The organism is Lactiplantibacillus xiangfangensis, from assembly GCF_001438845.1.
In the GTDB taxonomy this organism is placed as follows: Bacteria; Bacillota; Bacilli; order Lactobacillales; family Lactobacillaceae; genus Lactiplantibacillus; species Lactiplantibacillus xiangfangensis.
The window spans coordinates 1-22,393 of the sequence record NZ_JQCL01000056.1 but is presented as its reverse complement, the minus strand read 5'-3'; the positions used below and the strand labels follow the sequence as shown (position 1 = coordinate 22,393).

The 22,393-nt window shown below is 43.9% G+C and carries 26 protein-coding genes, 1 pseudogene and 1 other annotated feature; of the genes and pseudogenes, 3 read left to right on the top strand and 24 right to left on the bottom strand.

Features of this window, described 5'->3' with window-relative positions; translation table 11 throughout:
• Nucleotides 1–56: 56 nt before the first annotated feature.
• A pseudogene (locus IV64_RS05595) lies at nucleotides 57–470 on the bottom strand (response regulator); the annotation flags it as partial.
• A gap of 199 nt (nucleotides 471–669) precedes the next feature.
• Nucleotides 670–2,013, bottom strand: coding sequence for a replication-associated recombination protein A (locus IV64_RS05590; protein ID WP_057706152.1), 1,344 nt, complete (start codon nucleotides 2,011–2,013; stop codon nucleotides 670–672).
• A 244-nt stretch (nucleotides 2,014–2,257) separates the two neighbouring features.
• Between IV64_RS05590 and IV64_RS14740 the strand changes: the two genes are divergently transcribed.
• Nucleotides 2,258–2,380 (top strand): hypothetical protein, encoded by a 123-nt coding sequence (locus IV64_RS14740; protein WP_272946837.1) that lies wholly within the window; start codon nucleotides 2,258–2,260, stop codon nucleotides 2,378–2,380.
• 101 nt (nucleotides 2,381–2,481) lie between these two features.
• On the opposite strand, the gene gndA is transcribed toward IV64_RS14740, so the two are convergent.
• The 3 genes from gndA to IV64_RS05575 form a co-directional block, all read right to left on the bottom strand.
• Nucleotides 2,482–3,918 carry an NADP-dependent phosphogluconate dehydrogenase gene (gene gndA, locus IV64_RS05585; protein ID WP_057706151.1) on the bottom strand — a complete coding sequence of 479 codons (1,437 nt, stop codon included), beginning with the start codon at nucleotides 3,916–3,918 and terminating at the stop codon, nucleotides 2,482–2,484.
• 214 nt (nucleotides 3,919–4,132) lie between these two features.
• Nucleotides 4,133–5,038 (bottom strand): hypothetical protein, encoded by a 906-nt coding sequence (locus IV64_RS05580; RefSeq protein WP_057706150.1) that lies wholly within the window; start codon nucleotides 5,036–5,038, stop codon nucleotides 4,133–4,135.
• Nucleotides 5,039–5,137: 99 nt separating this feature from the next.
• Nucleotides 5,138–6,319 carry an MFS transporter gene (locus IV64_RS05575; protein WP_057706149.1) on the bottom strand — a complete coding sequence of 394 codons (1,182 nt, stop codon included), beginning with the start codon at nucleotides 6,317–6,319 and terminating at the stop codon, nucleotides 5,138–5,140.
• Between the two features lie 172 nt (nucleotides 6,320–6,491).
• On the opposite strand from IV64_RS05575, the gene IV64_RS05570 reads away from it, so the two are divergent.
• The gene (locus IV64_RS05570) at nucleotides 6,492–6,839 is read left to right on the top strand and encodes a winged helix-turn-helix transcriptional regulator (RefSeq protein WP_157061061.1); all 348 of its coding nucleotides are present in this window, start codon (nucleotides 6,492–6,494) and stop codon (nucleotides 6,837–6,839) included.
• Nucleotides 6,840–6,941: 102 nt separating this feature from the next.
• Here IV64_RS05570 and IV64_RS05565 read toward each other — a convergent pair whose 3' ends face one another.
• From IV64_RS05565 to IV64_RS05520, 11 genes are all read right to left on the bottom strand, one after another.
• The gene (locus tag IV64_RS05565) at nucleotides 6,942–7,853 is read right to left on the bottom strand and encodes a hypothetical protein (RefSeq protein WP_057706148.1); all 912 of its coding nucleotides are present in this window, start codon (nucleotides 7,851–7,853) and stop codon (nucleotides 6,942–6,944) included.
• A 530-nt stretch (nucleotides 7,854–8,383) separates the two neighbouring features.
• Nucleotides 8,384–8,563 (bottom strand): 50S ribosomal protein L32, encoded by a 180-nt coding sequence (gene rpmF / locus IV64_RS14115; protein WP_083491584.1) that lies wholly within the window; start codon nucleotides 8,561–8,563, stop codon nucleotides 8,384–8,386.
• Between the two features lie 60 nt (nucleotides 8,564–8,623).
• Nucleotides 8,624–9,178, bottom strand: a complete 555-nt coding sequence (locus IV64_RS05560; protein WP_057706147.1) for a YceD family protein — start codon at nucleotides 9,176–9,178, stop codon at nucleotides 8,624–8,626.
• A gap of 124 nt (nucleotides 9,179–9,302) precedes the next feature.
• Nucleotides 9,303–10,451: a nucleotidyltransferase gene (locus IV64_RS05555; RefSeq protein WP_057706146.1), complete on the bottom strand. Its 1,149-nt coding sequence runs from the start codon at nucleotides 10,449–10,451 to the stop codon at nucleotides 9,303–9,305.
• Between the two features lie 18 nt (nucleotides 10,452–10,469).
• Nucleotides 10,470–11,204: a class I SAM-dependent DNA methyltransferase gene (locus IV64_RS05550; protein ID WP_057706145.1), complete on the bottom strand. Its 735-nt coding sequence runs from the start codon at nucleotides 11,202–11,204 to the stop codon at nucleotides 10,470–10,472.
• A complete protein-coding gene (gene rsfS, locus IV64_RS05545; protein WP_057706144.1) occupies nucleotides 11,205–11,561 on the bottom strand; it encodes a ribosome silencing factor in 357 nt (118 codons plus the stop codon).
• 19 nt (nucleotides 11,562–11,580) lie between these two features.
• Nucleotides 11,581–12,198, bottom strand: a complete 618-nt coding sequence (gene yqeK / locus IV64_RS05540; protein ID WP_057706143.1) for a bis(5'-nucleosyl)-tetraphosphatase (symmetrical) YqeK — start codon at nucleotides 12,196–12,198, stop codon at nucleotides 11,581–11,583.
• Nucleotides 12,182–12,817 carry a nicotinate-nucleotide adenylyltransferase gene (locus tag IV64_RS05535; RefSeq protein ID WP_057706142.1) on the bottom strand — a complete coding sequence of 212 codons (636 nt, stop codon included), beginning with the start codon at nucleotides 12,815–12,817 and terminating at the stop codon, nucleotides 12,182–12,184. Before IV64_RS05535 ends, yqeK begins: the two co-directional genes overlap by 17 nt.
• 13 nt (nucleotides 12,818–12,830) lie before the next feature.
• Nucleotides 12,831–13,145, bottom strand: a complete 315-nt coding sequence (locus tag IV64_RS05530; RefSeq protein WP_057706141.1) for a YhbY family RNA-binding protein — start codon at nucleotides 13,143–13,145, stop codon at nucleotides 12,831–12,833.
• A 15-nt stretch (nucleotides 13,146–13,160) separates the two neighbouring features.
• Nucleotides 13,161–14,297 carry a ribosome biogenesis GTPase YqeH gene (yqeH, locus tag IV64_RS05525; protein WP_057706140.1) on the bottom strand — a complete coding sequence of 379 codons (1,137 nt, stop codon included), beginning with the start codon at nucleotides 14,295–14,297 and terminating at the stop codon, nucleotides 13,161–13,163.
• Nucleotides 14,297–14,824 (bottom strand): YqeG family HAD IIIA-type phosphatase, encoded by a 528-nt coding sequence (locus tag IV64_RS05520; protein WP_057706139.1) that lies wholly within the window; start codon nucleotides 14,822–14,824, stop codon nucleotides 14,297–14,299. Before IV64_RS05520 ends, yqeH begins: the two co-directional genes overlap by 1 nt.
• Nucleotides 14,825–15,147: 323 nt before the next feature.
• Here IV64_RS05520 and IV64_RS05515 point away from each other — a divergent pair, with 323 nt between their 5' ends.
• Nucleotides 15,148–15,486 carry a hypothetical protein gene (locus tag IV64_RS05515; RefSeq protein ID WP_057706138.1) on the top strand — a complete coding sequence of 113 codons (339 nt, stop codon included), beginning with the start codon at nucleotides 15,148–15,150 and terminating at the stop codon, nucleotides 15,484–15,486.
• A 211-nt stretch (nucleotides 15,487–15,697) separates the two neighbouring features.
• Here the strand turns inward: IV64_RS05515 and rplT are convergent, their stop codons facing one another.
• The 8 genes from rplT to IV64_RS05470 all read right to left on the bottom strand — a co-directional run bounded on the left by rplT (nucleotide 15,698) and on the right by IV64_RS05470 (nucleotide 22,369).
• Nucleotides 15,698–16,054: a 50S ribosomal protein L20 gene (rplT, locus tag IV64_RS05510; protein ID WP_057706137.1), complete on the bottom strand. Its 357-nt coding sequence runs from the start codon at nucleotides 16,052–16,054 to the stop codon at nucleotides 15,698–15,700.
• A gap of 36 nt (nucleotides 16,055–16,090) precedes the next feature.
• The gene (gene rpmI / locus IV64_RS05505; RefSeq protein ID WP_003638526.1) at nucleotides 16,091–16,285 is read right to left on the bottom strand and encodes a 50S ribosomal protein L35; all 195 of its coding nucleotides are present in this window, start codon (nucleotides 16,283–16,285) and stop codon (nucleotides 16,091–16,093) included.
• A 21-nt stretch (nucleotides 16,286–16,306) separates the two neighbouring features.
• Nucleotides 16,307–16,807 (bottom strand): translation initiation factor IF-3, encoded by a 501-nt coding sequence (gene infC / locus IV64_RS05500; RefSeq protein ID WP_057706136.1) that lies wholly within the window; start codon nucleotides 16,805–16,807, stop codon nucleotides 16,307–16,309.
• Nucleotides 16,808–16,851: 44 nt separating this feature from the next.
• Nucleotides 16,852–16,975, bottom strand: a sequence feature (ribosomal protein L20 leader region).
• Nucleotides 16,976–17,028: 53 nt separating this feature from the next.
• Entirely contained in the window at nucleotides 17,029–18,993 is a 1,965-nt protein-coding gene (gene thrS / locus IV64_RS05495) for a threonine--tRNA ligase (protein WP_057706135.1), read from the bottom strand.
• A gap of 356 nt (nucleotides 18,994–19,349) precedes the next feature.
• Nucleotides 19,350–19,823 carry a hypothetical protein gene (locus IV64_RS05490; protein WP_057706134.1) on the bottom strand — a complete coding sequence of 158 codons (474 nt, stop codon included), beginning with the start codon at nucleotides 19,821–19,823 and terminating at the stop codon, nucleotides 19,350–19,352.
• Nucleotides 19,820–20,467 carry an ABC transporter ATP-binding protein gene (locus IV64_RS05485; RefSeq protein ID WP_057706133.1) on the bottom strand — a complete coding sequence of 216 codons (648 nt, stop codon included), beginning with the start codon at nucleotides 20,465–20,467 and terminating at the stop codon, nucleotides 19,820–19,822. Before IV64_RS05485 ends, IV64_RS05490 begins: the two co-directional genes overlap by 4 nt.
• Nucleotides 20,468–20,491: 24 nt before the next feature.
• Nucleotides 20,492–21,016: a hypothetical protein gene (locus IV64_RS05480; RefSeq protein WP_157061057.1), complete on the bottom strand. Its 525-nt coding sequence runs from the start codon at nucleotides 21,014–21,016 to the stop codon at nucleotides 20,492–20,494.
• A gap of 813 nt (nucleotides 21,017–21,829) precedes the next feature.
• Nucleotides 21,830–22,369: a hypothetical protein gene (locus tag IV64_RS05470; protein ID WP_057706130.1), complete on the bottom strand. Its 540-nt coding sequence runs from the start codon at nucleotides 22,367–22,369 to the stop codon at nucleotides 21,830–21,832.
• Nucleotides 22,370–22,393: the final 24 nt, after the last annotated feature.

Sequence of the window (22,393 nt, the reverse complement as noted above, 5' to 3'; positions counted from 1 at the left end):
ATAATCATCAGATGAATTATTGTATTTCATCTGACAACCATAAAGGGATTATCGCACAAGTCTTTATAAGTGACCGTCGTTTGTTTCGTACTTTGTTGTTCACTTTCCAAATCGATGCGCCGTAAAAGCGCCCGTAAGCGCGCCAACAATTCTTCAATCGCAAATGGCTTAACGATGTAGTCATCGGCACCGTGGTCTAAACCGGAAACCCGGTCAATCACGGAGTCTCTGGCCGTCATCATAATAATTGGGGTGTTCTTAACTTCGCGAACACGCCGGCAAACTTCCAACCCATTTAGTTCTGGTAACATCAAGTCTAGTAAGATGGCATCAAAATCTTCAGCTAAGGCGGCGTCTAACCCCTTACGACCGTTATATTCAACTTGAATATCGTAGCCTTCATGCTTTAATTCAAGCTCAACAAACCGCGCGAGATTTTTTTCATCTTCAATAATTAATATCCGACTCATTTACTTTTAGTCACTCCTAATATTCAACTTATCTAAGAACCTTGCATAACTGCACTTTTAACGCAGTTACTGGCATTCACATTATACAACATGTTATTTTAACATGAATAAGGTAAATTTCATACACTAGAAATTTAGGCAGTTCCTAATATAAATCTAATTTTACAAGGAAAGGCTTAAAATTCAATTCATTTGGTTGTCACGATTTCTCATCATCTGAACTAGGATGATGCGCATGCCACTGCTTAATGGCCGCTAACCGTTGGTGCCAAACTTTTTCTTGTCCTTGATCAGTTGGTTCGTAATACGTGTGACCACTTAGCGTTTCTGGCATGGTTTGCATGTCCGTTAACTTATCATCGGTATCATGCGCATACTGGTAATGGGCCCCGTAACCTAAATCCTTCATCAACTTTGTCGGAGCATTCCGAATTTGTAATGGAACTGGCAGATTTCCAGTCTCCTTGATATCCGCCTTCGCCTTCATCTGCGCAACGTATAACGCGTTGGACTTTGGCGCTAACGCCAAGTACGTCACCGCTTCCGTTAAGTTAACGTTACACTCCGGCATCCCAATCAACTGGCAGGCTTGAAACGCAGCTACCGTTAACGGCAACGCCTGCCGATCGGCTAGTCCCACGTCCTCACTAGCAAAGCGAATCAATCGCCGTGCGATGTAGAGCGGATCTTCGCCGCCATCCAACATGCGCATCAGCCAATAGATGGCCGCGTCAACGTCACTATTGCGCATCGACTTGTGCAACGCCGAAATAACGTTGTAATGTTCTTCACCATTTTTATCATAGCGTAACGATTTAGTATTGATTAGTTGGGATAGTCCCGCGGCCGTGATGGTGACTTGTTGCCCATCACGTTCCCCATTTAGAACGGCCATCTCTAACGTATTTAACGCCATCCGGCCATCCCCGTTAGCAAATTCTGCAATCAAGGGTAACGTATCGGGCTGCATGTTGATCTTCAAATTAGGAAAACCATTGGGATTGTCAAGGGCTGCTTGCAAGATTTGCATTAAAGCGTCGGTCGACAACTCTTTTAGTACTAAAACTTTACACCGTGACAATAACGCGGCGTTGATTTCAAACGATGGATTTTCAGTTGTCGCCCCAATCAGGGTGATACTGCCGCGTTCGACATACGGTAAAAAGGCGTCTTGTTGCGCCTTATTGAACCGATGGATTTCGTCAATAAAGACAATGGTCTTCTCACCAAAATCACGGTTGGCTTCCGCTTCATCCATAATTTTTCGAATTTCTTTAATCCCACTCGAGACCGCACTAAACGTAATAAAATGCGACTCCGTTTGTTGCGCAATAATTTCCGCTAACGTTGTCTTACCGACACCCGGGGGACCCCAGAAAATCAAAGATGGTAACTGGTCTTCGGCAATTAATTGCCGTAATAACTTGCCCGGTCCTAAGAGGTGATTTTGCCCCTTAAAACCGTCTAAATTAGTGGGTCGCACCCGGTAGGCCAGTGGGCTACTGGCTGCGTGTTCCGGATTAAAAAGTGACTCTTGTCGCATACTACACCCCCGCTCTACTGATCATCATACTTTTATTCTATCACGAACGTACGTTCTAGACAAAACTAATGACTATAAGTTGAAAAAACTAAAACTAAGACCCACGCCGTAATGGTTAGTCCTAAATTAGTCGCTCCGCAAAATTAGCATAGGATTCACCCGCTAATTTTGCCAACACTGCTTGACTCCACTAAAAATCGTTTTGCTATTGTTATTCTCATCGAATAATCGGAGGTTGTCGCTGGTGGCATCGGTCGTGCAGGTGGCCTTAACCGGTGATTTTCCGGTCTTAGGCCACGGACTGTCCGGGACAATTGTGCTTTTTGCAATTGTTCCGGGCGAGGGGCAAGACGTTTCTCAGGCTTGACCCGGTCCCACGAGCGCATGTCATCAGCGACAGCCGGACTAGTTTTCCAATAACGACCAAAAAAGCCCCCGCAAATGCGGAGACTTTTCATTATTAACGATTTATTGTTCTTTGTACCAAGTGTAGTGGTATGCCCCGTCGCGGTCAGTCCGTTCGTAGGTATGTGCACCAAAGTAGTCCCGTTGTGCTTGTAACAAGTTAGCAGGTAAAACTTCTGCCCGGTATGAATCGTAGTATGAAATGGCAGCACTGAATGAAGGCATTGGTACGCCGGCTTGGATAGCCAAGCTTAAGACGTCACGAGTCGATTGTTGGTACTTAGCTGCGATATCAGCAAAGTAGTCGTCCATCAATAAGTTGTTTAAATCTGGCTTCTTATCAAAAGCATCGGTGATGTTTTGTAAGAATTGGGCCCGGATGATGCATCCGGCACGCCAGATCTGAGCTAATTCACCGAACTTCAAATCCCAGTCGTAGTGCTTAGAAGCAAAACGAAGTTGTTCGAAGCCTTGTGCATAGCTCATGATTTTACTGAAGTAGAGGGCTTGGCGAATCTTTTCAACCAATTCTTCTTTGGCTGGTAACTTAAGGTCGCCCTTTGGTCCAGCTAATTTCTTAGAAGCAGCGACCCGTTCTACCTTCATCATGGAGATGTAACGTGCGTAAACGGCTTCAGTAATTACTGATTGTGGCACTTGGACGTTCAACGCGTCTTCGGAACTCCACTTACCAGTCCCCTTGTTGTTCCCACGGTCTAAGATCATGTCAACAATTGGCTTAGTCTTGTCGTCGCCGATGTCATCTTTACGCGATAAAATATCAGCGGTGATTTCAACGAGGTAACTGCTTAATTCACCCTTGTTCCAGTCAGTGAAGACTTCGGACATTTCGTCAACGGATAAACCAGCCACGTTACGCATCATGTTGTAGCTTTCGTCGATTAACTCTTCGTCACCGTATTCGATCCCGTTATGGACCATCTTAACGTAGTGACCAGCACCGTTAGGGCCGATGTAAGTAACACATGGTTCGCCATCTTGAGGCGCCTTAGCCGCAATCTTCTTCAAGATTGGTTCAACTAAGTCGTAAGCTTCCTTTTGGCCACCTGGCATCAATGAAGGTCCTTGTAAGGCACCTAATTCACCACCGGAAACACCCATCCCGATGAAGTTGATTCCTGATTTGTCCAACCGGGCATTCCGGGCCATCGTGTCGTTAAAGTTGGTGTTCCCACCATCAATTAAGACGTCACCCTTGTCTAACAATGGTAATAATTCATCAATCACCATGTCAGTTGGTTTGCCGGCCTTGACCATCATGATAATGCGCCGTGGCGTTTCAAGTGAAGCGACAAAGTCTTCAATCTTGTAGCTTGGAACCAATTGCTTTTCAGCGTGGTCCTGCATGACCTTTTCAGTTTTTGATCCGGTCCGGTTGAAGATTGCGACTTTATAGCCGCGACTTTCAATATTTAGCGCCAGGTTTTTGCCCATGACGGCCATCCCAATGACACCAATTTGTGGTTTTTCGTTACTCATTAGTTAATAACCTCCCAAATTTTATTACGCAACTATCGTACCAAAAAAAAGCGGTTTATTAAAGCAAATTGCTGTGAATTATAAAATTAATTTCATTTTTTACATTTTTTAAAGAAAGTAATTTTCATTTAGCGGGGATTACAACCTAATTCGTTGTACACAAAAACCGGTGTTCCAGAAGTTTTATCCCTCTGAAATACCGGTTAAATCAGCTTTATTTAACGGCTTTGACCGCAACGTGCTTCTTAGCTGATAAGGCGTGGTACGTGTAAGTCGTCTTACCATTTTTTTGCTTACTGTTCTTAGTCCGGTAAGCCGCAGCAACTGAAACGTGCTTAGCTGCAGAACGCTTGTTGAGCGTCTTCTTAAACGTTTGGTTCTTCGTCAACTTAGCGTGGGTCTTACCCTTGTAATCCGTAATGATGACGTATTTAGCCGCATGCTTCGCAGTATTCTTGGTCGTGGCAACTTTACCATTGACCTTCAACGTCTTGCCAGTCTTAGTTGCGCTTAGCTGGCTTACTCGGTAGCCATACTTCACTTTAGTATAAGTCGGAATCGTGACGTTATTAACGGCGTATTGAGCCTTCTTAGCGTTCATCCCTAAGCGGACCCGCTTCATGTCAGCTTTATAACCAGCAACTTTAGGCGTCTTGATCGTAAACGTCGTCCCTGGGATGGCTTTGACCTTCAACTTCTTAGCGTACAACCCGTTTTTATAAATTAAAACGTGGGCCGTCCGCTTAACGGCTTTGCTCGATTTTTGACTCTTAACAACGCGATAATAGTGCAAATCAAAATAGCTAGGTTGTGCAACGGGTTCAATCGTCGCCTTGCCGTTTTTCATGACCGCTTTAAAAGAATACGTGCCGTTATTGGCAACGTAACCCTTAACGGTTGGAACTTTAGCATCAACGGACGCGCCGTTCACCGTTGCTGTCACGTTCTTAAAGATCACGTGGCTCTTTGATAGGCCCTTCAGTGTCGTTACTTTGACGTTTTGGGTCACCGTTTGTGAAGTGGCTGCTTGCGCCTTCACGCTAGTCCCCATCAAGCCTGCAGCGCCTGCAAGCGTAACGCCAGCCAATAGACTCGTGACTAATTGTGTCATTTTTTTCATCGTTTATCCGACCTTCCCCTTGGTCAATTTCACCAATTTTTACATAACACCCCTATTATAGTGAGTCATCAACCGATTGTATATAAAAACATTAATATCTTAATGTTTAGCGAACCAATCTTTCAAGTGATTCTTACCACGCCCCATTACAACAACGGCCAACCCTAGCGCAATCATCGCCAAAATACCAATACCGGTGAAGCCACTAACCAAGTATATTCGACCCCCGATTAGTGAGCTGAGCGCTAATCCTAAATATAGTAAGGCACTGTTGCACGCCATAATGGTAGTCCGTCCCTGTGGTGAGAGACTGACGATAAACGTATTTAACGCCGTCACTCCTAATCCCTGAACAATGGCCAACGCACCAAGCCCCACTACGACTACTAACAACTGGTGTTGCCCAATAATGAGCCCTAAGATAATCAGAACGGATAAACTACCATTAATCACGACCGTTCGCCGCTGTCCCAAATGGGTCATCACCCGGCCACTAACAAAGCTTGCAAAAAAGTTACAAAAACCATACACCGTAAAAACGATTCCACCTTGCGCGGTGTTTAATTGAAACGACGCGTTCAAAAACGTCCCTAAAAACGTGTACAGTAGATAAAAGCCAAACATCCACGTCAGGGTCACACTTAACGCGCGCCAAACCTTAACTGATCGACCCAGTTGCCGGTAACTCGCAAAATAGTGTCGTTTGACCGTTATCGGGGATGAACGTGGAATAACCAAAATTAGAATACCGCCAGCCATCAACGTAAGGCCCGTTGATACCCCAAAGACTAACCGCCAATTAGCCAGTTGTGCTAACCCAGCGCCTAGTGGGACGCCAATGGCAATTGAAAGTGACAAGGCCGCCATCGTCATCCCCATCACGGCATTCAACTGCGGACCTTTGAACGTATCACCAATCAAGGCCCACACATTCGGGAGCGTCATCGCCGCACCGAGTCCGGCCACCGCACGCCCCGCTTCAAACCAGCCATTGTTTGGCGCCAAAGCGCAGCTTAAACTCCCAAAGGCAAAAATACTGATACCTAATAACAATAGCCTTTGCTTGGAAAATTGATCACCAAGCGGCCCCATCAATGGTGCGCCCACTGCATAACAGACAGCATAACTGGTGACCGCTAACGCCGCTTGAGACACTGAAATATGAAAGCTCCGTTCAATTGCTGGTAGTAACGGCGAAATAATGAAAGAATCGACTCCCATCATAAAAACAATTAAGAATAGTCCACCTACTAAATAGCGGTTTTTCAACGTAAGGTTCATCGACGCCATCCCCTTTAACGCTATTGTTACGAGATTGGTCGCCAAACACAATACGGGAATTTTTTGTAACCTCGTGTGGTAACTGAATAAACATGACGCACAGTTGCCTCATCAAGGCCTTGCCGCAGTATAATTCAATGTAAATTCACTTTATACTTGGAGGGCTTTAGGAATGACGGCTTTGGAAATGCAAACGCGGCACGGTGAAGTTTGTCCGTTAGACACAACGTTGAAAATTCTAGTTGGAAAATGGAAATCCATTATTTTATGCCGATTGACGGCCGGCGAATTGCGATTTACTGAGTTATTAAACACCTTGCCTGGTTGTACCCGTCGAATGTTAGCGCTACAGCTGCAAGAGTTAAGCCAAGATCAAATCATCATCAAGACGGTCGATCTAACTGCTAGCCCGATTAAGACAAGCTATCGATTGACAGCTTTGGGGACCAGCCTCATTCCAATCATTCAGGCCATGGACGCGTGGGGTGCTACTTATATTAAAACCTTGAGTTCGAATTAAGCGACTCCCCTTTCGAAAAGTGGAAGTTCCCCATAGCAATAACCAAAATAAATCCGTTGCCAATGTGAAAACACATTGAACAACGGATTTTAATTTTGCTAATTATTTAGTTGCTTTAACCGTTACTTTTTTAGGAACGGAAAGCATATGGTACGTGTAGGACTTACTGTTATGTTTCTTAGTGCGGTAAGCAGCCATAACAGTAACTTTCTTGGCGGCAGCCCGTTTCTTGATGGACTTGTTGAAGGCTTTCTTACTGTTTAATTTGACATGGGTGTTGCCCTTGTAGTCAGTAATAACCGCGTGTGTGGCGGCATGTTTTTTGGCACTCTTTTTATTCTTGATGGCAAAAGTGCCCTTAACTTTTAATTTGCCGGACTTGGTGGATTTAGTGGCTTTCACCTTTGTGGCTTTATAGCCAAAGGAACTATTCTTAGCATAGCGTGGCGTGGTGGACACAATAGCAAACTTTTTACCCTCAATACCAACCTTTAGTTTGGGCGTCAAAGCCGTATACCCAGCTACCTTAGGCGCGGCAATCGTAACCAAAGTTCCTTTTAAGCCCCGTGCGGTAAAATAAGGCGCGGGAGTGATATTGGAAACGGGCACAATTCCCTTAGCTGTAATGGCTTTTTTGGATTTAGCATTTTTCTTCTGCTGTGCGGTCGTTAATTTTTTCATGTAGATAAGGGAACTCCAATGTACAAGGTCACCATTGCCGTTTTTATCAACGGCATATTCACCCCCACCGTCCCAAACCGCGACGTATCCTTTAAACTTAGGTTTTGGAATACTGATTGTCGTTCCATATGGGACCGAAAAACTTAACGACTTCTTTTTGCCATCTTTATAGTATATATTCTTCAAGGTAACTTTTTTAGTCTTCGTTTTAGCTTGCGCCATAACCGGACGACTAGCGTTACCGTAAACCAAGCCTGTTGTTAATCCCGTCCCCATTAAAGCAGCCCCTAGCATAAAACCTGTCACTAGCTTATTGCTTCCTTTTTCAAACATTTTTCCGCACATCCTTTTATTTTTTGATGATTAGTAATTATTAATATAATTATAATTGCCAACCAGATTATAGCGTCATATGTTTCAACCCGCAACTACTTTCTGAGTTAAGGCCATCAGATTTAAGCCTGCAGAATGGCCAATAGGACCGCTTTCTTGGCTCAATCATGACCTACTATTACATCTAAAATAATTTAGAATCTACTATGTAGCTGCAGGTGGTCCGCCACGCGAGTTCCGTGAAGGGGTTGTCAGTCCGACGCATTTGAACTTGTCGGATGGACAACACGGGGCGACTTTGATGATTTGCGGGGTGGGCAAAGCATCAAAGCGAGGACCGAGACCGCTTTTCATGCTCAGGCCATACCCCTACAGCAAACTCACGTGGCGGATCACCGGAAGCGGCAATCTCTTCATAAAAAATGAAGACACAAAAAAACTCGCCTAAGCGAGTTTTTAAAATCGTTAAATTGTAAAGAAAAGTGTCATGCGCCATGGCCGCAATGACGTTTTTCATCAGCTAATCGAAATTAGTTGTTTACTTTAACGACTTGCTTGCCGTTGTAGAATCCACAACTTGGGCAAACACGGTGAGATACACGTAATTCACCACAATTTGGGCATGGTGCCAAATTCAGCGTAGCCAATTTAATATGACCCCGACGGTTGCGTTTACGCATCTTTGATGTTCTTCTCTTAGGTACAGCCATCAACGAACACCTCCTTAAAATAATTTCACGAACGTGATGTTTTTGATAGGTCTAGCTAATTTAATCCTGGGTTTCCTGATCAGGGAACAGGTTTTTCAATTTAGCTAAACGCGGATCAACAGTTTTAAGTTCTGCAGCTTGATCGGCAAGGTCGTCTTCGGATAAGACTTCCCACCCTTTGCCAGTTGGCATTGGGCCACCGTTCAACTCAGCTTCAGAAAGAATCTGCATGGGGATATGAATTAAAATATTATCCTCCACAGCGACATCAAAATCCAAAATATCATCTTCCGGTAAAATAATTACCGTATCCTGTTCCTCGTCAAACCGACTCAAGTCAGTTCCCTCTGGGACATAATATTCTGTCATTTGAAAGGCCAGCGGAACGTCAACTGGCGTCAGCGACCGGCTCGATGGCAACGTAATCGTTGCGTCGATCGCCGCTGAGATTAAAACGTTATCCTTGTCATAACTGACGTAGCCCTTCGCGTGAACGGACTTAACGTCAAGAATTTCTGGGTAACGCGTCATCAGGGGATGTTTTAAATCCAACGCTTCATCAAACTGAAGTGGTGCTTCACGGTAGCTTTTCAGCTGTGAAAGTGACCATTTCATTTAAAGACCTCCTAATGCAACGTGATAAATTATACCTGTGTAAAAATTCTTTGTCAATGTTTTTTCCTTGACAGCTAAAAAAGCCCATCAACGTTCACTACTCTACCAAGAAAGTGGCTTTAGGTCAACCGAACGACTCATCTAATCGCCATGGTTTGCGATAAAGGTCTTGTGACGCCCCGTTAATCAGTTGGTAGACCCGCCCAGCCCGGTAATCCAGACTAAGGGCGTGTAGCCGCAAATCTTTATTAATTTTTGTATACAGTGGTAACGATAATGTTTTTTTGACTTGGTGTAAGTAAGCTTGACCGGTAGTGTTAAATCCCAAAACGCGCACGTAGTTTTGGGTCTGGGCCCGTTGTACTTCCGTCTGCGTCAGTTGCAAGAGTGCCGCGGTTGCGACCCGTTGCAAGCGAGTGTACGTGTACCGCTTAGACTTGACTTGGTGAATAAAATCATCAAAATCAGTCGCCGTTTGGGCCATTTCATGCATCCGGTACTCAAGCCCCTCCGCCATCTGGTCATACGAGCCGCTTTGCGCGATGCTGGCCGTCAAAAGTTGATATTGTAGTAGCGGCCAAAAGTCATCCCAGCGTTGCAGTCGTTGTGTCCGCAGCTGGTGCAAGGTACTTGCTGGCACAACTCCAGCTAGCTCATCCCACTGCTGGGCAAAGGCCGCCTTGCGCACCGCCGTCCCGCTTGCGAAATGCGTATCAGTGATTGCCGCTTCCCCGTGATCGGCGTGTTGCCGCTGAATTGGAATCAAAGTCATGGGATGCGCTAGGCGCTGGTTAGCGACGTAATAACAAAAGCTAAGCATGTCATTTGCGTGCGTCAGGGTTACCCCAGTGGCCGCTTTTAAAGCTGCGTTGAACTGGGTCGCGTAGGTGGCGTTGTAGTGCTTAAACGCGGCCGTATGCTCAGCTAACGCCGTCGTCAGGCGCTCAAAGTCCAATTCAGGGTGTTCAGCACCAAAAACGAGGCTATCAACGCCTAAAGCACCTAAGATTTCGACCCCACCACGGGCAAACAGGTGCGCGGGCTGGGTGGCGTAAAAAACGGGAAGTTCAACCACCAGGTCAACCCCCGCTTGAAGGGCCAACTGCGCTCGCGTCCACTTATCTAAAATAGCCGGCTCGCCACGTTGTAGCCAATTGCCGCTCATCACCGCAACTGTGCAGTCAGCGCCACTCAATTGCTTGGCCTGCTGAAGATGGTAGCGGTGGCCATTATGCAGTGGGTTGTATTCAGTTATTAAACCAACGGCCCGCATGCGGCCACCTCCCCTAATTTACTTCTGGCATTCAAAGAACCAGCGCGTCGTTTGGTCATCTGGTGTTTGACGACCGAAATCGGCCATCACCCGAACGTGACTAAACCCAGCCGCTGCTAAAGCTTGCTGGTACGCTGGTAGGTCGTAAGTACGCTCGTGGTGCAGTTCACTAACCTCGTCAAAGGATTCCTTATGCTCATTATAGATAAAGAAGCTAAGGTCGTGTTCGGCACTGTGCGGTTCTTCCCCCGCATAACTCGTCCACATGAAGGCCCGCTCATCGTCGCGATAGTTATACATATAACCCGGATAAATATCATCGGTCTGATGCGGCGTAATAACATCGAATAAGAACTTGCCGTCTTGCGTTAAGTGACTCGCCACCTGAGTAAACGCCTTTTGTACCGTTTCAATATCTGGTAGGTAACAAAATGAATCGGCAAAGCAGGTCACCGCGTCAAAGGTCCCAATTTCGGATAGGTCGAGCATGTCACCTTGTAATAACGGCAACGTGACCTGAGCTTCATCGGCGTGCGCTTGCGCTAGCGCCAACATATTGTCTGATAAGTCCAGACCGGTCACGTGATAGCCGTCTTGGGCCAACAAGACCCCTAGACGGCCAGTACCACATGCGAGTTCTAATAATTGTCCATTTTGGTCAGGAATTTCACGACGCACAAAATCCAGCCATTGTTGATACATGGCTGGATCGAAGAGTTCGTCGTAAAGTTCGGCAAACGTTTGATAAATCATTTATGCGTTGACCCACTGTTGAACGTCAACCAATGGCGCATCCGACCATAACTTTTCCAAGTTATAGTGTGACCGGGCATCCTTTTGGAAGATGTGCACGATGACGTCGCCCGCATCAACTAAGATCCATTCTCCAGCCGTACGACCTTCGACACTCTTAACGTCTGAACCGGCTTGCCGGACAAAATCGACGATATTGTCAGCGATTGCTTGAACCTGCCGCTTGGAATCTGCGGAAACAATCACAAAGTAGTCGGCCATTAAGCTGACCTGTGCAACGTCCAATGCGACGATGTCTTCACCGCGCTTATCATCAGCTGCTTCAACGGTTAATTTTAAAAGTTCTTTGCTTTCCATGTAATTCTCCCTTAAATGTTTATTTATTGAATAGTGCGGGGATCTTACCCACCCACGCGTTATAAGTTGCTAACGTTTGTGGATAGACCGGCGCACCCTTTTGAACGAGGTAGTCTAACGTGTGTTGGATTTGATAACGCACCCCGGCGGCCAGTGACTTTTCCGTCACCTTGCGCGCTTCGTCGACCCCTGGAAAATCGCGTGCTGGCTCAATAAAATCAGCCATAAACACGATTTGTTCAAGTTTAGTCATTACTGGTGCCCCAACGGTATGCAGGCGCACCGCGTTTAAAATTGCTTCATTGTAAATGTGGAGCTCATCTTTGATCAGCTCAGCACCCACGTAACCATGCCAGACTCCGTTCCCGTATGAAACTAAGTTTGGATCCATGCCGCGCGTCTTGATCAGGTCAATAAACGTCGCATCGTCGCGTTGCTTCGCGTAATCATGAAGTAACCCGGCGATCCCAGCTAACTCCACGTCGACCCCGTTCGCTTTCGCTAATGCTCGGGATGTCGTTTCAACGCGCAGACAATGCTGGTAGCGCTTATCCGTTAACTGTGCGGCAACCTTGGCCATCAATTCTTCGTGCGTATACGGCACAAGGTTTTCCTGATACTTAATCGTTTTGCTCATAAAGATGATGCTCCTCAATATAAGCGGCCACTGCGTCCGGTACCAGGTATCGAACCGTGTGACCGTGGTTAATTTTTTTTCGGATTGCCGTCGAACTGACATCGATCAGCGGCGCGTCGACCCAGATGACGGGATAACGACTCGTTGTTGGGTAACCAGTCCGTTTGATACCCACAAAAGTGACCAGCTTTAACAGGTCATCAATGTGATACCACTTGTGCAAGTAGTCGACCATGTCCCCACCAATAATAAAGTAGTATTGGGTATCGGGATGCTGCGCTTTGAGTAGCTTCATCGTGTCATACGAGTAGCTCTTGCCACCCCGCTTGATTTCAGCCGTTTCAAGTCGAAACAAGGGATTGTCTGCAATGGCCGCTTGAACCATGTTCACCCGGTCTTGCGCCGCAATCGTCTTCTTTTCATCGACGTGGGGCGGCTGCGCGTCCGGCATAAACCGGACTTCATCCAATCCAAGCTGATCGCCAACTTGTTGGGCCATGATCAAATGCCCTAAATGCGGTGGGTTAAACGTGCCACCTAAAATACCAACGCGTCGGTGCGGTAAATTCGTCACCGTCTCCGTTAGAACCTTCGTCGCTGTTTGATTAACCGTATGCACCCGTTATTCCTCCCTACAACTTCTCGACTTCGACTGAATAGCGCCGATCGTCATCGTGACTCGCTTGTAAGTAGAGGACTAATACCCGGCCAATCGTTTGTACGACTGTGATTGGGGTCTTGCTTTCAATGGCGGCCTTTACTTCAGCGGTCGTCACGTCGGCGTTTTGTAAGATGTTAACTTTCATCAGTTCACGCTTTTCGAGCGCACCAACTAATTGAGCTAACCATTCGTCAGTTAAACCATTTTTACCTACTGCGAAGAGTGGCCGCATATTGTGCGCTTCTCCACGTAAGTAGTGTTTTTGTTTTCCACGTAAATTTTCCATTAATTAAACGTACTCCTAATTTTTATTGATCATGGCAGAACGCGTCAAGACGTCCACACCCTTCGGTGCCCAGCCCGCAACTCGGGTATCAGCTGGAACGGTAACCCAGCCTAAACCTTCAAATACCACGTCGCTAACGGCCGTGGTCTTAAATTCATGCCGTACTAGCGGTGGAAAGTCCTTTACAGCGTCACCAGTTGGCGGTGTGATTAATTCACCAACGTGCTTTTCATAAAAGTTGTCGGCGTTTTCAGTCCGTGTCCGGTGAAGCGGTAAGTTGTTGTCCACGTAAACGGTCCCGGCTGGTTTGATGGTGTCGATAATGTCTAACCGCGCAACCCCACCTAAGAACAACGTCTGGCCGTTACCAAGTTGGTATCCCTTTGGCCGAATTTCTTTTTGGGGTGAGACTAATTTCAAATCATCGCCACTCAAAACGTGCGCCATTTGTTCGGGATGGATAATCCCAGGGGTATCAACCATCTTGTGCCCGTCATCCAACGGAATCTCAATCTTATCCAACGTCGTTCCTGGGAACCGTGACGTCGTGATGAGATCTTTCAAGCCCGTGTTATTGGCAATGATGCGGTTGATCAAGGTCGACTTACCGACATTGGTAACCCCAACAACGTAAACGTCGCGGCCCCGCCGATACTTTTCAATTAAAGCTAATAAGTCGTCGATGGCGTGGCCTTTTTTGGCACTCGTTAACGCCACGTCGACCGGCTTAATGCCTTGTGCGCGAACTTGTTGGTTCATCCATTCGCGCAACTTAGTTCGCCGCAACTGCCGTGGTAAGACGTCTTCCTTGTTACCGACTAGCAAGACCGGATTATCCCCAACGAACCGTTGGAGTCCGGGAATGATGCTACCGTTCAAATCAAAGATGTCCACGACGTAGACGACTAGTGCGTCAGCTTCACGAATAGTCGCGAGTAACCGACGGAAATCATCATCGCTTAACGCAACGGGGACGATTTCGTTGTAATGCCGTAACCGGAAGCAGCGTTGGCAATATAAATCACGCGTTTCACTGTCCATTGCTTTTTTCAAAGCACTCGCTGGGGTGTAACCCGCTGCGTCAGGATCAGTTGTTTGAATTGCTGCTCCACAGCCGATACAATATAAAGTTTCTTGAGATGTTTCACTCACTATTTAAGTTCCTCCTGAAAATGCATGTCTGGATATAAATGTGCTAACCGTAACTTAATAAAACGTTCAAAAAAGCGATTGATCCGCGTATTCCAAGCATCGGTCGTCACTAACGGCCGCACCAAAATACTGCTGACACCGGCCAAATGCGCCGCCCACATGTCAGTAATATACTGGTCACCGACCATCACCACTTCACTACGGCGCAGGTTCAGATTATGCCGAGCCTTCGCAATCCCTAATGGCAATGGTTTCAATGCCCGCGACACGAATGGTAACTCTAGGGCTGTTAATGCTTTAGCAATTCGAGACTCCGAGTTATTGGAAACCACAATTAACGGAATTCCCGCGTCTTGCAATGCGTGCATCCACTTTTTCAGCTCCGGGGTACCATCCGGATTATCCCAAGCAATCAGTGTGTTGTCTAAATCGGCAAACACCGCTTTAATCCCCTGCGCACGTAACTGCGCGGGTGTGACATTATAGATTGCTGGTATCATCCAAGTTGGTTTAAATTGCTTAATCATCGTTATCCCCTTCGCTTCTCGCTAAATTATTGGTTCAAGGCGTTACCCTACTAGCCCATTTTATCATACTGAATCCCTAAATACCGATTCAAAAAGCCAGATTAGTCGGATTCTAGCGCCTTAGAAGACGTTTTTAGTCATCATTATATATTAATTTGTTTTTCAAAAATAAGCAACTCTAATCGACGATTGATTTTCTGAAAATCAATGTATTGTTTTCGTAAATTCCCTATTCAAGCGATTTTCGATTAGGTATACTAATTTCAGTACCAACGACCAAATACCGACGTCGTAAAAAGCTGCCATATTTTGGGGGAATTATCATGGAAGAAAACGGAAAAATCGTTCCTGACGAAGTTAAAGGCTGGAACTGGGGCGCGTTCATGTTCAGTTATATTTGGGGGATCGCTAACAAGACGTACTTACCACTACTCGTCTTAATTCCATTTTTCAACATCGTTTGGGTATTCATCGTTGGCTTTAAGGGCAACGGCTGGGCTTGGCAAAAGGGCGACTACAAAGACGTCGAAACTTTCAAAGCGGTCCAATCAACTTGGAACCGTGCCGGAATCGTGCAATTCATTTTGACCATTGCAATCTTTGTCTTATATTTTGCGATGTTCGCAAGTGTTCTCAATTCATTGCTTTCTTTCCGTAATTAAACCTTATTTTATTCATTCAAGCGAGCTTGAGGCAATTGTCTCAAGCTTTTTTTACTAAAATTTTCCGCTTTTGAAAGTAACCCGGTCCCACGACCGCATGCTATCAGCGACAACCGAACTTGGTTCAATCTATTGTATTAAAAAAGGTGACGCCATCGAATGTGACGTCACCTTTTAACCGAACCTAGAACTAGGACGGATTATTTTTTAATTAAGCAAGGGCCTTTTTAGCCGTGTCAGCTAATGCTTTGAAAGCATCGGCATCGTTAACAGCTAAATCAGCTAACATCTTACGGTTAACGTCAACGTTAGCTAACTTCAAACCGTGCATCATCTTGCTGTAGCTTAAGTCGTTGATCCGGGCTGCTGCGTTGATACGAGCAATCCAAAGACGACGGAAGTCACTCTTACGCTTCCGACGATCGCGGAAAGCATATTCGTATGACTTCATTACTTGGTCCTTAGCAACCTTAAATTGGATATGCTTAGCACCACGGTAACCTTTAGCTAATTTTAAAATGCGTTTACGACGCTTACGTGTTACAGTTCCACCTTTTACTCGAGCCATCTTATTTCCTCCTAGATTTAACTAAAACGTTGTGAATTATTTTTGTAATAACTTGTGGTATGTTTTTACCATTGGCTTTTCAATGATAGCCGTACCACGTAATTGGCGACGTTGTTTCTTAGTCTTACCATGGAAACGGTGACTAGTGAAAGCGTTGGCGCTCTTAATTTTACCCTTAGCGGTTACTTTAAAACGCTTAGCAGCGGCGCGGTTTGTCTTTTGTTTTGGCATAATCAATAATCCTCCTAGAAATTACTTATCTGTTTTTGGTGCAAGCACTAAGAACATGCTCCGGCCGTCCATCTTAGGATAGGCTTCAACCGTTGAATATTCCTTAGTAGCTTCAATCATCCGGTTTAAAACTTGACGACCAATATCCTTATGGGTAATGGCCCGGCCCTTAAACCGAATCGAAACGCGAACTTTGTCACCCTTCGACAAGAACTTTTCAGCATGTTTCAGCTTCGTGTTAAAGTCGTTAGTGTCAATCGCTGGGCTCAAGCGGACTTCTTTAATGCTGACCACTTTTTGCTTCTTACGCGCTTCACGTTGCTTCTTTTGTTGTTCGAAGCGATACTTCCCATAATCCATAATTCTGGCAACGGGTGGCTTCGCTTTCGGAGCAACCAATACCAGGTCTAAACTGGCATCTTCGGCAATCTTCATTGCATCTTGTCGTGACTTGACACCTAATTGTTCACCATCACTGGCGATCAAACGTACTTCGCGAGCACGGATGCCGTCATTAACCATTGAATCTTTAGCTATGGTAATTCACCTCCGTAAAATTTTAGAGAAATTCACAAAAAGAGCGGGCACACAGTGCGCCCGCTCAACCCCGTTAATGGGAATCAATTCATCGTTCATCTGCCCGATGACTCTAGTCACCAAGGCGAGAAGCGGGTGCTTCTGCTTTTTTTCTCAACTCCAATACTATACCAGCATCTAAAGTTGATGTCAACTACATCTTGACGTTATTTGTTAGCACCACGGCTGTAGTGTTGAATTTCTTGGGTGATAGCGCCGATAAACATATCGACCCCTTCAGATTCAGTCCGTTCTTCACCGTACTTCCGAACCGAAACGCTCCCGTTGGCAACTTCTTGGTCACCGACAACTAACAAGTAAGGCACTTTCTTCGTTTGTGATTCCCGAATCTTGTAACCCATCTTTTCGTTACGGTCATCAATGCTGACCCGGACACCGGCTGCGGCTAAACGACGACGAACCGTTTCAGCGTAAGGCCCATGGGCACCGTTGTTAACTGGGATAATCGTTACTTGCTTTGGCGCTAACCAAGTTGGGAAGGCACCCTTGTAGATTTCAGTCAAGTAAGCCACGAAACGTTCCATCGTTGAAACTAAGCCACGGTGAATCATAACTGGACGGTGTTCTTCACCATCAGCACCGACATACTTCAAGTCGAAGCGTTCTGGTAATAAGAAGTCTAATTGGATGGTTGATAACGTTTCTTCACCACCGAGGGCCGTCTTCGTTTGCACGTCCAACTTAGGACCGTAGAAGGCTGCTTCCCCTTCGGCTTCAAAGTAATCCAGACCCATGTCATCCATGGCGGACTTCAACATTTTTTGGCTCCGTTCCCACATTGCATCGTCATCAAAGTACTTGGCTTTGTTTTCTGGGTCACGGTAGCTCAAGCGGAACCGGTAGTCAGAAATATCGAAGTCTTCATAAACTTCAACCATCAAGCTTAAGATCTTCTTGAATTCGTCTTCGATTTGATCCAAAGCAACGAAGGTGTGACCATCGTTCAAGGTCATTTCACGAACACGTGATAACCCAGTCAAGGCACCAGATTTTTCGTAACGGTGCATCATCCCAAGTTCAGCGATCCGTAATGGTAATTCACGGTATGAGCGGATATGATGGTTGTAAATCTGGATATGCGATGGGCAGTTCATTGGACGTAATTCCAATTGTTCGCCATCACCCATATCCATTGGTGGGAACATGTCCTCACGGTAGTGGTCCCAGTGACCAGACTGCTTGTAAACATCCAAGTTAGCTAAAACTGGGGTGTAAACGTGTTGGTAACCGTTAGCAACTTCCTTATCAATGATGTAACGTTCGATTTGGCGACGGATCGTCGCACCGTTTGGCATCCAGTAAGGTAGGCCGTTCCCAACTTTAGGGTCAACGAAGAATAAGTCTAATTCATTCCCGATTACCCGGTGGTCACGTTCGCGGGCTTCTTGACGCCGCTTTAAGTCGGCATCCAAGTCCTTTTGCTTCAAGAAGGCCGTCCCGTAAATCCGTTGAAGCATTGGATTGCTGGACTTGCCTTGCCAGTATGCACCGGCAACGGACAATAGCTTGAAGATCTTAACTTTACCAGTTGAAGCTAATTGGGCCCCATCAGATAAATCAACGAAGTCCCCTTGCTTGTAAACAACCACTTGGCCGTCGTTTGCAGCGGCACGGTCGTTAACTAAGTCTTGTTGGTAAGGATCGTCGCCAACTAAAGCCAACGCGTCGTCTTTTGATAAGACTTCGCGAGTAATTGGTAAGTTTTGCTTAACGATTTCATTCATTTTTAAGCTGATGGCTTCCAAATCATCTTTACTGATTTGTTTCCCGTCTGCTTCAGCATTATCAGTGTCGAAGAAGAAACCGTCTTGGTTCCCTTCACCACTCCCAAAGTGAATGTTTGGGAACAATTGCTTGATTGCATTTGCTAATACTTGCGCTGCGGTTTGGCGAAGGACGTTGATACCGTCTTCGCTATCACCCGCGATAATTTCGATTGAACCGTCAGTGGTTAAAGGTTGGCGATAATCAACGATTTGGTCGTTGAACTTCCCTGCAACTGACCGTTTCGCCAATGAAATACTAATCGACTTTGCAATATCTTCCGTCGTTACGCCGGCATCAAATTGCTTTTCAGCACCATCTGGGAACTTAACATTAATACTTGCCATAAATTTGACACTCTCCTTAAAAAATTACCCACTCACCAAAACACCGCGCCGGGACGACAAAAAAGTCCCTAATACTAGACTTAGTCTAATATTAGGGACGTGATTGACGTGGTTCCACCCGATTTTTCGATACGTTAAACGTACCGACTCATTAGCGCTAATAACGGACGCGTTCCGGCTCATTTGAGCATGTTCGCAAAAGTGGTATCCCCATTAACTTGGTCCTCAGCTTCCAGAACTAGGCCGAGATCTCTGTAATCACAAGTAAACGAAGCGTGTCTCCTGCATCTGTTTTCATTAAACCACTTCTAATTTAAATGTCAACCAAATTTAAAAATTAAATTGAAATCAGTCACTTATTCATTTTTTAAGGTATTGAAAATGAACTTATTATATTTGCCCTTGTAAGGATTAGTAACTACGACTAGATTTGGTCTTATGTTTTTATCAACATTAGTATTAACACGAATGACATTTGTACCCTTGCTTAAAACGTTCGTTGTCTGACCGTTTATCGTTAAATTTTCTGAAAGAAATTGATTGGGCTGTGACAGTTTACCTTCTAGCAAGTACCAGTTTGCCAAGCTTAAAGTTGTCGTCTGGGTAGTGTGAACTACTAAATTAGCATAGTAAGTACTCCCTGTACGATACTGTTTAAAACTTTTAATAATGGAATGGTGTATAACTTCTCCTGGTGCTTTAGAAGCGTGAATACTGGTAACGTCGAAATCAGCATACATTGCATCAACGTTTCGCTTATGAATTAAAGTTATTGTCAGAGTAACAATTACAACCGTTACTATAATTAACCATAAATGCTTGAATTTCACACCAGCTCCTCCTTCACTATTTTTCCATCATTTAGAAAATAAATTTGGTGTGCAACCGAACGCAAAAAAGTTGAATCATGACTTGAGATTAAAATAGTTTTCCCTTTTTCAAATAAATCTAAAACCAATTTCTTTAAAAAGGCTTGTCCATCCTCATCTAAGGCATTGGTTGGTTCATCAAGAATTAATATTTTATGATTTCCAATTAAGGCAGTTGCAATCGACAGACGTTGCTTCATGCCTAACGAATATGAAGAAACTTTCTTATCGTCTTCAGGATCAAGACCTACATAACGAAGAAGAGTTGGAATACTTTCACTGCCTTGTTTAGCTAAAATACTTAAAAGTTCCAAGTTCTCGGTCCCACTCTTATTAGCTAATACACCAAATTCTGACATTGAAAACCCAATGTCATGAGCAAATAGTGTTTCTTTACGAATGATTTCCCCGTTCACTGTGACCTTTCCAGAAGAGGGTCTTACGAACCCAAGAATAGTTTTAAATGTCATAGATTTTCCAGATCCATTAGGACCACTGAACCCATAAATACCTGGATGAGTTATATCTAAACTTATATTTTTCAATACATACTTATTTTTGTATTTCTTCGTAACATTCTCAATTTTAATTAAAGATGTATTCATTTGAATTTCCCTCACACAATATTATTATCCATTAAAGTCAATTTTTTCTAATAGATATGGAGACCATAACACTACAATTACGAGTAGTATAAGGGTAACAATATCTAGGTATACTCCATTTTCTGAAAAATGTATTTTCATCAAAGAAGAAAGTACTGGGATATATGTATCCCCAGTAGCAAGCAGTAACATTGAAATAAAAATTAATTGTCCAATAACACTGCCTAATAAAGTAGATATTACTCCATACACAAGTGTCAGAATATTAAGAGCAAGGTACACATAACATAAAAAAAGCAAGTTTATATTTTTAAATGATGTTAGTCCCCAGAGCATAGTCATAAAAGAGGTAACACCAATAACTTGCATAGCCACAATTAAAAGATACATTTCCACACTAATCGTATTGACCATTGGATAATCCCGCTTTATAGCCTTCTCTATATAATCACCAATAACCATAAACGGTGACATAACTAGGAAAAACCAATTTATAGGCAATATGGGCGTACTCATTGTAATTGTTGCACCTTGTAATGCAATTTCCAATGATCCACTTCTAAAAATTATAAGGCAATCCATAATAATAATTAAAAAGAATCTTATTCTGATGTTTTCCCACATTAAAGTAGTATTCCGCTTTAAAATCAATGATAAAAAATGGCTCATAAGTTCAACCATCTCCTAGTTGTAGAATAACTATACTTATTAATAAGATACAAATATACATAATAAATTAGGATGCTTTTCACGGCAATGACAGCATCAAAACTATTTGTATCCATTGTCAATCCATTTCCTATTAGTAAAGAAATATTAAACTTCGATAACAGATAAATATCCGTATAGATAAACAACATAAATACTAAATAAGCTTTTACCTTGTTGAAAAACACCATTAGCATTTCTATGATCAAACAAGCAATCAGCATTCCCAAAATATGGAGAACTAAAAAACATAAACCGATGATGCTATTACTAAAGTCAAAAAAAGTCAACTGACGATATAAGAAGAAAAAAATACCAGTCCCAATGAATGCACATAATACATATATAATGACTACTATAATTGCTTCAAAAACATAAAATCTGTGTATGTCTTTGCTAATAAACATCCAATATAACTCCTGAGCCTTAATCTTAGGACATATTATTAGAATCAGCGCGGTTGTAACCGGAATTAAATAAAACGCTTGGTTGTGTAGACTCAAAACTGCCATTACTAACAAATGAACAACATCAACTCTATACGAAATTGAATTTTTGGTATTAATCAATAGCGCTAAGTTAACCAGTATTAAAAAGAACATACAACAAACAATGGTCAGATAGCTACGAAGAGAAGCTCTTTTTTTCATATATCTAATCAAAAGCATGTCTTCTTACCCCTAATACAAACAATAATAACGTTAATATGAAAGCAATACTCCACCCCACTATAAAGCTGGATAAAGAAGGAACGTAGCCGAATCCCACCCCAGCAACCATTAATACAGGAGAAAAAACTTGATGTGGAAAAATACTAGTAAGAATTGTTAGAAAAAGGGACAAAACAAATCCTACTGTAATAGTAATAAACTGATTATCTAAATAGAAGGACAGCATTCCTGAAATCAGTGCAAACAGTCCCCCTAGTAATGAAGGTAAAATCAAATATAATAATACTAGACTAACTGGATTTGTATAATATTTGCCAGCCATAAATGTTGTCTGTGACAATACAACGGAATTGAAGTTCAGGATAAAATCAGGCTTAATAGTGGGAAAAAGCGCCCACGCGAAAAACAAATTAATCATAAGCGGAATCAAAACTATTAAAAATCCGCCTAAGAAAATTATAGGAAAAGTGTAAAAAATGTATTTTTGATACCCCTGAATTGTCAAATCAAGTGCAACACTCACAACCCATTCTTATCAATTGGTCTA